We start from the raw sequence: 10,051 nt of genomic DNA on the forward strand, positions 1-10,051 counted from the left end.
CAGCGGTGTGAAAGACGTAACCCGTCGTTGAATAGACATCCAGTCTCATGCATACTCTTGCTTACTGTTATCGAAGGGCAGAGTGGACATGGGAATCCGGACGGCGGTCGCCGGCGCCAGCGGCTACGCGGGCGGCGAGGTGCTGCGCATCCTGGCGGGACATCCAGAGTTCGAGATCGGCGCGCTGACGGCGGGCGCCAACGCGGGCGCCGAGCTCGGCGCGCACCAGCCCCACCTGCGATCCCTGGCCGGGCGCGTTCTGGAGGAGACCACCCCCGGCACGCTCTCCGGCCACGACGTGGTGTTCCTGGCCCTGCCGCACGGCCGGTCCGGGCCGCTCGCCGAGCAGCTCGGCGAGGACGTCCTGGTCATCGACTGCGGCGCCGACCACCGCCTCGCCGACCCCGCCAACTGGGAGAAGTTCTACGGCACGCCCCACGCGGGCACCTGGCCCTACGGCCTGCCCGAACTGCCCGGCCACCGGGACGCGCTGCGCTCCGCCAGGCGCGTCGCCGTGCCCGGCTGCTACCCGACGGCCGTCTCGCTCGCGATGTTCCCGGCGCTCGCCGCCGGCCTCGCCGAACCCGACGTCGTCGTGGTGGCGGCGTCGGGCACCTCCGGGGCCGGGCGGGCCCTCAAGCCCCATCTGCTGGGCAGCGAGGTGATGGGCTCGGTGTCCGCCTACGCTGTCGGCGGCACGCATAGGCATACGCCCGAGATGATCCAGAACCTGAGCGCGGCGGCGGGCGAGCCGGTCACGGTCTCCTTCACCCCGACGCTCGCGCCGATGAGCCGCGGCATCCTCGCCACCTGCACCGCGAAGGCGCGTCCCGGCGTCACCGCCGCCGCGCTGCGCGCCGCCTACGAGGAGGCCTACGCGGGCGAGCCGTTCCTCGGGCTGCTGCCGGAGGGGCAGTGGCCCGCCACGTCCATGACCCTCGGCGCGAACACCGTCCTCGTCCAGGTCGCGCTGGACGAGGCGGCCGGGCGCGTCGTCGTGGTCGCCGCCGTCGACAACCTCACCAAGGGCACCGCGGGCGGCGCGGTGCAGAGCGCCAACCTCGCCCTCGGCCTCCCGGAAGAACTCGGGCTGACCACGATCGGAGTGTCCCCTTGAGCGTCACCGCCCCCCGGGGTTTCCGCGCCGCCGGCGTCGTCGCCGGGCTGAAGGACAGCGGCAACCGCGACCTGGCCCTCGTCGTCAACGACGGGCCGTCCCGCGCGGCCGCCGGCGTCTTCACCCGCAACCGGGTGCGGGCCGCGCCCGTCCTGTGGTCGGAGCAGGTCCTCAAGGGCGCCCGCGTCCGCGCCGTCGTGCTGAACGCGGGCGGCGCCAACGCCTGCACCGGCGCCCCCGGCTTCCAGGACACCCACGCCACCGCCGAGAAGGCCGCCGAGCTGCTGGACGACTCGGCCGGCGAGATCGCCGTCTGCTCCACCGGGCTGATCGGCGAGCGGCTGCCGATGGACCTGCTGCTGCCCGGCGTCGAGAAGGCCGCCGCCGAGCTGTCGCGCGGCGACGGCGGGCTCGCCGCCGCCGACGCGATCCGCACCACCGACACCGTCGCCAAGATCTCGTTCCGGCAGGGCGCCGGCGGCTACATGATCGGCGCGATGGCGAAGGGCGCGGGCATGCTCGCCCCCTCCCTGGCCACCATGCTCTGCGTCGTCACCACCGACGCCGACCTGCCCGCGGAAGCGCTCGACCGGGCGCTGCGCGCGGCCACCGGCGTCACCCTCGACCGGCTCGACTCCGACGGGTGCATGTCCACCAACGACACCGTGCTGCTGCTGGCGTCGGGCGCCGCCGAGGTCGTCCCGGACGAGGAGGAGTTCACCGCGCTGCTCACCGAGGTGTGCGGCGACCTCACCCGGCAGCTGCTCGTGGACGCCGAGGGCGCGTCCAAGGCCATCGCGATCGAGGTCGTCGGCGCCGCGTCCGAGGACGACGCGGTCACCGTCGGGCGCTCCGTCGCCCGCAACAACCTGCTCAAGTGCGCGATCCACGGCGAGGACCCCAACTGGGGCCGGGTGCTGTCGGCCGTCGGCACCACCGACGCGGTGTTCGAGCCCGACCACCTCAATGTCGCGATCAACGGCGTGTGGGTGTGCCGGAACGGCTCGTTCGGCGACGACCGCGACAAGGTCGACCTGCGCCCCCGCGACGTGACGATCACCGTCGACCTGTCCGCGGGCCCGCACAGCGCCACCGTCTGGACCACCGACCTCACGGCCGACTACGTCCACGAGAACTCGGCGTACTCGACATGAGCGCGGTGACCTCGGGCGCGGAGATGCGCAAGAACCGGCTGGGCGTCATGAGCAAGGCCGAGACGCTGATCAAGGCCCTGCCGTGGCTGGAGCGGTTCCACGGCACGACCGTCGTGATCAAGTACGGCGGGCACGCCATGACCGACGAGGAACTGCGCCACTCCTTCGCCGAGGACGTGGTGTTCCTGCGCTACGCGGGGCTGAAGCCCGTGATCGTGCACGGCGGCGGTCCGCAGATCAACGCGGCGCTGGCCCGCAACGGCATCGACTCGACGTTCACCGCCGGGCTGCGGGTCACCACCCCGGAGGCCATGGAGGTCGTCCGGATGGTGCTGACCGGGCAGGTGCAGCGCGACGTCGTCGGGCTGATCAACCGGCACGGCCCGTTCGCGGTCGGCATGTCCGGCGAGGACGCGAACCTGTTCACCGCCGAGCGCAAGCGGGCGGTCGTGGACGGCGCGCCCGTCGACATCGGCCAGGTCGGCGAGATCGTCGAGGTGCAGGTCGGGGCCGTGCGGGCCCTGCTGGACGACGGCCGCGTCCCGGTGGTCTCCAGCATCGCGCGCGGCGACGACGGCGAGGTCTACAACGTCAACGCCGACACCGCCGCCGCCGCGCTGGCCGTCGCGCTCGACGCGGCGAAGCTCGTCGTCCTCACCGACGTCGAGGGCCTCTACGCCGACTGGCCCGACAGCGACGACGTCATCGACAGGCTCACCACCGACGAGCTGGCCGTGCTGCTGCCGGACCTGTCGGCGGGGATGGTGCCCAAGATGGAGGCCTGCCTCGCGGCCGTGCGCGGCGGCGTCCCGCAGGCCCACGTCCTGGACGGCCGGGTCCTGCACTCGCTGCTGCTGGAGATCTTCACCGACGAAGGGATCGGAACGATGGTGCTGCCCAGCCCTCCGGGGGCGACCGGGGCGGAGGAGACCTCATGAGCGATCTCAGGGAGCGGTTCGAGGCGGCGTTCATGCCGAACTACGGCGTCCCGCCCGTGGCGCTCGCGCGCGGCGAGGGCTGCCGGGTGTGGGACACCGACGGCCGCGAGTACCTCGACCTCATCGCGGGGATCGCGGTCAGCTCGCTCGGGCACGGCCACCCCGCGCTCGTCGAGGCGGTGGCGTCCCAGGCCGCGACCATCGCGCACACCTCCAACCTCTTCCTGCACGAGCCGGAGGTGCTGCTCGCCGAGCGGCTGCGGGAGCTGCTGGGCGGCGACGGCAAGGTGTTCCTGGCCAACAGCGGCACCGAGGCGAACGAGTGCGCGCTCAAGCTCGCCCTCAAGTACGGGAAGGCGAACGGGCGCCCGTACGTCGTCGCGGCCGAGGACGGCTTCCACGGCCGGACGCTCGGCGCGCTGAGCCTGACGGGCAAGGCCGCGATCCGGGAGCCGTTCGGGCCGTTCGGCATCGATGTCCGCTTCGTCCCGTACGGGGACGCGGGCGCGCTCGAGGCCGCGGTGGACGAGCACTGCGCGGCGGTGTTCCTGGAGCCCACCCAGGGCGAGGCCGGGGTCGTCCCGCCGCCGGACGGGTACTTCGCCGCCGTCCGCCGGATCTGCGACGCGGCGGGCGCGCTGTTCGTCGCCGACGAGATCCAGTCCGCGATCGGCCGCACCGGCACCTGGTTCGCCTTCGAGCACGAGGACGCCAGGCCCGACGTCCTCACCCTCGCCAAGGGCCTCGGCGGCGGCCTGCCGATCGGGGCGTGCGTCGCGTTCGGCCCGCACGGCGACCTGTTCGCCAAGGGCGACCACGGCAGCACGTTCGGCGGCAACCCGGTCGCCGCGGCGGCGGCCCTCGCCGTCCTCACCACCATCGAGAAGGACGGCCTGCTCGCCCACGCCGCCTCCGTGGGGGAGTCCCTCGCCGCCGGCCTCGACGCCGTCGACCACCCGCTGCTCGCGGGCGTGCGGGGCCGCGGGCTGTGGCTGGCGACCGTGCTGACCGGGCCGCACGCGGCCGCGGTGGAGGCCGCCGCCCGCGACGCGGGCTTCCTGGTCAACGCGCTCCGGCCGGACGCGGTGCGCCTCGCGCCGCCGCTGGTCCTCACCGCCGAGCAGGCGGACTCGTTCACCGAGGCGTTCCCCGGTATCCTCGACGCCGCCGCCACCGAGCAGGAGAAGCGACCGTGACCAGGCACTTTCTGCGGGACGACGACCTCACCCCCGGCGAGCAGGCCGAAGTCCTCGACCTCGCCGCGCAGGTGAAGAAGGACCGCTTCGGCCACCGGCCGCTGGAGGGTCCGCGCTCGGTGGCCGTGCTGTTCGACAAGCCGTCCACGCGGACCCGGCTGTCGTTCGCCGTCGGCATCGCCGAGCTCGGCGGCAACCCCCTGGTGATGGACGCGGGAACGAGCCAGCTCGGCCGCGGCGAGACCATCGCCGACACCGCCCGCGTCCTCGAACGCCAGGTCAGCGCCATCGTGTGGCGCACGGCCGGGCAGGAGCGCATCGAGGAGATGGCCGCCGGCACCGCGGTCCCGGTCGTCAACGCCCTCACCGACGAGTTCCACCCCTGCCAGATCCTCGCCGACCTCCAGACCGTCCGGGAGGCCAAGGGCGGCCTCGCCGGCGCCACCCTCGCCTACTTCGGCGACGGCGCCAACAACATGGCGCACTCCTACCTGCTCGGCGGAGCCACCGCCGGGATGCACGTCCGGATCGGCGCCCCCGCCTCCCTGCCGCCCGCCCCCGCGGTCGTCGCGCGCGCGACGGAGATCGCGGCCGCGACCGGCGGGTCCGTGACGGTCACCGCCGACGCCGCCGCGGCCGCCGCGGGAGCCGACGTCCTCGCCACCGACACGTGGGTGTCGATGGGCCAGGACGGCAAGGACACCTCGCTGTACGAGCCGTACTCGGTGACCGAGGGGCTGCTCGCCCTCGCCGACCCCGAGGCGATCGTGCTGCACTGCCTGCCCGCCTACCGCGGCAAGGAGATCGCCGCCTCCGTCCTCGACGGCCCGCAGAGCCGGGTCTGGGACGAGGCCGAGAACCGGCTGCACGCGCAGAAGGCGCTGCTCGTGTGGCTCCTGGAGCGCTCCCGGTGACGACCCCCATGACCAAGGCCGCGCGGCACGCCCGGGTGATCGAGCTGCTGACCCGGCACCCCGTCCACTCGCAGGGGGAGCTCGCGAAGCTCCTCGGGGACGAGGGCGTCGAGGTCACCCAGGCCACGCTGTCCCGCGACCTGGTCGAGATCGGCGCGGTGAAACTCCGTGCCGACGACGGCAGCCTGATCTACGCCGTCCCGGGGGAGGGCGGCGAGCGGATCCGCCGCGCCCGCACCGGCGCCGCCGAGACCTTCACCGGGCGGCTCTCCCGGCTCGCCGCCGAGCTGCTGGTGTCGGCCGAGGCGTCGGCGAACCTGGTCATGGTGCGGACCCCGCCGGGCGCCGCCCAGTACCTGGCCTCGGCGATCGACCACGCCGAGTGGCCGTCCATCCTCGGCACCGTCGCGGGCGACGACTCCATCCTCGTCATCGCCCGCGACCCCGACGGCGGGGAGGACGTCGCCCAGGCGCTGCTGCGGCTGACCAGTGCGCGCGAGCGACGAACCCAGGGGCCGGGCGGCCCCGTGCACGACCCGTCCTGACCCGCGGGACGCGGCGGATTCGCCGTACGCTGTTGCGGACGCCGGCGCCGCGGCGTCCGGCGGGTGCGTCCGTTCCGTACCCGTGCGGGGCGGCGTGGTGAGATGGCAGTTGACCGAACGACCAGTGGTGGGAAGAAGAGGATTCTCCGTGACCAAGGCACCGACGCGGCTGTGGGGCGGCCGGTTCGAAGGCGGCCCGTCGGACGCGCTCGCGCGGCTCTCGGTGAGCGTCCAGTTCGACTGGCGGCTCGCCCCCTACGACCTGATGGGATCGCGCGCGCACGCACGCGTCCTCAACCGGGCGGGCCTGCTCACCGACGACGAGCTCGAGCGCATGATCGGTGCCCTGGACGACCTGGAGGAGGCGTGCCGGAGCGGCGAGTTCCGGCCCACGGTCGCCGACGAGGACGTCCACACCGCCCTCGAGCGCGGCCTGCTGGAGCGCCTCGGCGCCCTCGGCGGCAAGCTGCGCGCCGGCCGCAGCCGCAACGACCAGGTCGCCACCGACCTGCGCCTGTACCTGCGCGACCACGTCCGGCAGATCGTGTCGCGGCTGGTCGAGCTGGAGACCGCGCTCATCGCGCAGGCCGAGCACAACCTCGGCGTCGCCGCGCCCGGCATGACCCACCTGCAGCACGCCCAGCCCGTGCTGTTCTCCCACCAGCTCCTCGCGCACGTCCAGCCGCTCACCCGCGACATCGACCGGCTGCGCGACTGGGACCGCCGCGCCGCCGTGTCCCCGCTCGGCTCCGGCGCCCTCGCCGGCTCCTCCCTGCCGCTCGACCCGCAGGCCACCGCCGCCGAGCTCGGCTTCGACGCCGCCGCGCCCAACTCCATGGACGCCGTCGCCGACCGCGACTTCGTCGCCGAGTTCCTCTTCGCGGCCGCCCTGATCGGCGTGCACCTCTCCCGCCTCGGCGAGGAGGTCTGCCTGTGGGCCTCGCAGGAGTTCCGCTGGATCGAGATGGACGACACCTACGCCACCGGGTCGTCGATCATGCCCCAGAAGAAGAACCCCGACGTCGCCGAGCTGGCGCGCGGCAAGGCCGGCCGCCTCATCGGGCACCTCGTCGGCCTGCTCACCACGCTGAAGGGCCTCCCGCTCACCTACAACCGCGACCTGCAGGAGGACAAGGAGGGCGCGTTCGACGCCGTCGAGACGCTGCTGCTCGTGCTGCCCGCCATGTCCGGGCTCATCGCGACCATGCGGGTCAACACCGAGCGGCTGGAGGCCCTCGCCCCGGACGGCTTCGCCCTCGCCACCGACCTCGCCGAGCTGCTCGTCCGGCGCGGCGTGGCGTTCCGCGACGCCCACGAGGTCGTCGGGCACCTCGTCGTCTGGTGCCAGGTCAACGACAAGGACTTCGACGACCTCACCGACGAGGAGCTCGGCAAGGTGTCGCCGCACCTGACGCCGGACGTCCGCGAGGTGCTGAACGTCCAGGGCGCCCTCGCGTCCCGCAAGGCCTATGGAGGGACGGCGCCCGACCGCGTCCGCGAGCAGATCGGCGCCCTGCGCACGCTCGTCAACGGCCACGCCGCCTGGGCCGCCGGCTCGGACTCCTGAACCGGAGAGGGGCGGCCGCCCTGGTGCGGGCCGCCCCCTAGGCTGGTCGGTCGGTGAGGCTTTCCCTAGACCACGGTGAGGCGATGGACGCGGCGGTGCTGCCCAGGGAGTTCTTCGACGGCCCGGTGGAGGAGGTCGCGCCCGCGCTGCTCGGGCACGTGATCAGCCACCGCACCCCGGAGGGGGAGGTGGCCGCCCGGCTCACCGAGGTGGAGGCGTACGCGGGCCCGCTGGACCCGGCGTCCCACGCCTACCGGGGGCGGACCCGGCGCAACGAGGTCATGTTCGGTCCGCCCGGGCACGTCTACGTCTACTTCACCTACGGCATGCACTTCTGCATGAATCTCGTGTGCGGGCCGGACGGGACGTCCATGGCGGTGCTGCTCCGCGCCGGCGAGATCATCGAGGGTGAGGAGATCGCCCGGGCGCGCCGTCCCCGCTCGACCGTCCGCGACCTCGCCCGCGGCCCGGCCCGGCTCTGCCAGGCCCTCGGCGTCGCCCGCGAGCAGAACGGCCTGGACGTGTGCACGTCGGGCGGGGAGATGACGGTCCTCAGAGGCGAGCCCGCCGACCCGGACCTGATCCGAAACGGGCCCCGCACCGGTGTCAACGGCGCCAAAGAGGTCCCGTGGCGGTTCTGGATCGACGGCGACCCGACCGTCTCCCCGTACCGCCCGCACGTCCCGAGGCAGCGCAGGAACATCACCGCCGGCAAGTGACCCGGCCGCGGTCGCTCGCCGCGGTCGGCCGGTACCCGCCCCACCGGGGCGGACGTTGAATATCGTTGGCGTGACAGCCGCCCGCCGGTGCAGGGTGGTGGGCACAGGAAAGCAAGCCGGAGACGAGGGAGACCGTGACCGACATCCTGGATGATCTCGCGTGGCGCGGCCTGATCGCGCAGTCCACCGACCTGGACGAACTGCGGGCGCTGCTCGCCGCGGGACCGGTCACCCTCTATTGCGGCTTCGACCCGACAGCGCCCTCGCTGCACCTCGGCAACCTGATCCAGATCCTTACGCTGCGCCGCTTCCAGAAGGCCGGCCACCGGCCGATCGGCCTGGTCGGCGGCGCCACGGGACTGATCGGCGACCCGAGCGGCAAGAGCGCCGAGCGCGTCCTGAACTCGGAGGAGACCGTCGCCGGGTGGGTCGAGAGGGTCCGCGGCCAGGTGTCGAAGTTCCTCGACTTCGACGAGGGCCCGACCGCCGCGACCATGGTGAGCAACCTCGACTGGACCGGCCCCATGTCGGCCGTCGAGTTCCTGCGCGACATCGGCAAGCACTTCCCGGTCAACCGGATGCTCGCCCGGGAGACGGTCAAGGCCCGGCTCGACACCACCGGGATGAGCTACACCGAGTTCAGCTACGTCCTGCTCCAGTCCATGGACTTCCTTGAGCTGTACCGGCGCCACGGGTGCCGGCTGCAGACCGGCGGCAGCGACCAGTGGGGCAACCTCACCGCGGGCGTCGACCTGATCCGGCGCGTCGAGGGGGGCAGCGCGCACGCGCTCACCACGCCGCTGCTGACCAAGGCGGACGGGTCCAAGTTCGGCAAGACCGCGGGCGGCGAGACCTACTGGCTCGACCCCGAGCTGACGTCGCCGTACGCGTTCTACCAGTTCTGGATCAACGCCGACGACCGGGACGTGGAGAAGTTCCTGAAGTTCTTCAGCTTCCGTCCCCGCGAGGAGATCGAGGACCTGGTCAAGCAGGGAGCCGACCGGCCTGCCGCGCGGGCCCCGCAGCGGGCGCTCGCCGAGGAGATGACCACGCTCGTGCACGGTGCGGACGAGACCGCCCGGGTCATCGCGGCGTCCCGCGCCCTGTTCGGGCAGGGGTCCCTGGAGGAGCTGGACGAGCGGACGCTGCAAGCCGCCCTCTCCGAGGTGCCCCGCGCGGAGGTGCCGGCGGGAGAGCTGCCCTCCGTGGTGGACCTGCTGGCGGCGTCGGGGCTGTGCAAGAGCAAGTCGGAGGCCCGCCGCGCCATCGCCCAGGGCGGCGCCTACCTCAACAACGCCAAGGTCGAGTCGGAGGAGGCCGTACCGGCGGCCACCGACCTGCTGCACGGCCGGTTCCTCGTCCTGCGGCGCGGCAAGCGCAACGTGGGCGGCGTCGAGGTGACCGCCTCCTGACGTGCCCTCAGACCGCCCGTCCGGAACCGCTCCGGGCGGGCGGTCGCCATGAGGAGGGCAAACTTCGGTAGATACACGTCACAGTGCGGTTACGACGGCCCCCGCACGGGCATGGTTCGAAGACTGAAAACAGTAGATGACCTGGGGATACATCGTCCGCCGGGGCTGATTTGACGCTCCTGGCGGCGGGACCTAATGTTCTACACGCCCCACGGGGGAGCGGGACGCCGAGAGGCGGCCGGCCCCGGGGGAAAACCCTCTACAGCCCGAAGCGGGTGAGCCGTGGCTTGCCCAAAATGGACTTATGAGGCCGAACCGCCCGAAGTTGAATAAACCAGGACGGATCGGGTACGATCGAAGGGTTGCCCCGGAGCCGGGGTCCGCGGGAGCGGGGTTCGGCGCGGTGGGTGTCCGTTTCTTGAGAACTCAACAGCGTGTTAAAAGCCAGTGCCTTTATCGGCTCGGTCGATTGTTCGGCCGGGTCGCCCC

The 10,051-nt window shown here is 72.9% G+C and carries 10 protein-coding genes; 9 read left to right on the plus strand and 1 reads right to left on the minus strand.

Annotation, left to right across the window (positions count from 1 at the left end; translation table 11 throughout):
- Positions 1–88: 88 nt before the first annotated feature.
- The 9 genes from argC (at position 89) to tyrS (ending at position 9,562) form a co-directional block, all read left to right on the plus strand.
- Entirely contained in the window at positions 89–1,117 is a 1,029-nt protein-coding gene (argC, locus tag AB0C21_RS35680; RefSeq protein ID WP_500210319.1) for an N-acetyl-gamma-glutamyl-phosphate reductase, read from the plus strand.
- Positions 1,114–2,271 (plus strand): bifunctional glutamate N-acetyltransferase/amino-acid acetyltransferase ArgJ, encoded by a 1,158-nt coding sequence (argJ, locus tag AB0C21_RS35685; protein WP_500210306.1) that lies wholly within the window; start codon positions 1,114–1,116, stop codon positions 2,269–2,271. The genes argC and argJ overlap by 4 nt, the downstream gene beginning before the upstream one ends.
- A 23-nt stretch (positions 2,272–2,294) precedes the next feature.
- On the plus strand, positions 2,295–3,209 hold the full coding sequence (argB, locus tag AB0C21_RS35690; protein ID WP_149264803.1) for an acetylglutamate kinase: 915 nt from the start codon (positions 2,295–2,297) through the stop codon (positions 3,207–3,209).
- Positions 3,206–4,405, plus strand: coding sequence for an acetylornithine transaminase (locus tag AB0C21_RS35695; protein WP_353820285.1), 1,200 nt, complete (start codon positions 3,206–3,208; stop codon positions 4,403–4,405). Before argB ends, AB0C21_RS35695 begins: the two co-directional genes overlap by 4 nt.
- A complete protein-coding gene (argF, locus tag AB0C21_RS35700; RefSeq protein ID WP_500210308.1) occupies positions 4,402–5,319 on the plus strand; it encodes an ornithine carbamoyltransferase in 918 nt (305 codons plus the stop codon). The genes AB0C21_RS35695 and argF overlap by 4 nt, the downstream gene beginning before the upstream one ends.
- Positions 5,320–5,327: 8 nt before the next feature.
- Complete coding sequence (locus AB0C21_RS35705; protein ID WP_500210321.1) at positions 5,328–5,864, plus strand: arginine repressor; 537 nt, start codon at positions 5,328–5,330, stop codon at positions 5,862–5,864.
- Positions 5,865–6,012: 148 nt separating this feature from the next.
- Positions 6,013–7,431 (plus strand): argininosuccinate lyase, encoded by a 1,419-nt coding sequence (gene argH / locus AB0C21_RS35710; protein WP_200842439.1) that lies wholly within the window; start codon positions 6,013–6,015, stop codon positions 7,429–7,431.
- A 53-nt stretch (positions 7,432–7,484) separates the two neighbouring features.
- A complete protein-coding gene (locus AB0C21_RS35715) occupies positions 7,485–8,150 on the plus strand; it encodes a DNA-3-methyladenine glycosylase (RefSeq protein ID WP_500210309.1) in 666 nt (221 codons plus the stop codon).
- Positions 8,151–8,284: 134 nt separating this feature from the next.
- Positions 8,285–9,562 (plus strand): tyrosine--tRNA ligase, encoded by a 1,278-nt coding sequence (tyrS, locus tag AB0C21_RS35720; protein WP_500210311.1) that lies wholly within the window; start codon positions 8,285–8,287, stop codon positions 9,560–9,562.
- 259 nt (positions 9,563–9,821) lie between these two features.
- On the opposite strand, the gene AB0C21_RS35725 is transcribed toward tyrS, so the two are convergent.
- Positions 9,822–10,051: hypothetical protein (locus AB0C21_RS35725; protein ID WP_500210313.1), on the minus strand; the 230-nt coding region annotated here is incomplete at its 5' end.

Origin of the sequence: Spirillospora sp. NPDC049024, from assembly GCF_040649235.1 — a bacterium.
Classification (GTDB): domain Bacteria; phylum Actinomycetota; class Actinomycetes; order Streptosporangiales; family Streptosporangiaceae; genus Spirillospora.

Bases quoted from the DNA above. Each gene is read 5' to 3' on its own strand.
- argC (WP_500210319.1), top strand. From the start codon at position 89: ATGGGAATCCGGACGGCGGTCGCCGGCGCCAGCGGCTACGCGGGCGGC.
- argB (WP_149264803.1), top strand. From the start codon at position 2,295: ATGCGCAAGAACCGGCTGGGCGTCATGAGCAAGGCCGAGACGCTGATC.
- AB0C21_RS35695 (WP_353820285.1), top strand. From the start codon at position 3,206: ATGAGCGATCTCAGGGAGCGGTTCGAGGCGGCGTTCATGCCGAACTAC.
- AB0C21_RS35705 (WP_500210321.1), top strand. From the start codon at position 5,328: ATGACCAAGGCCGCGCGGCACGCCCGGGTGATCGAGCTGCTGACCCGG.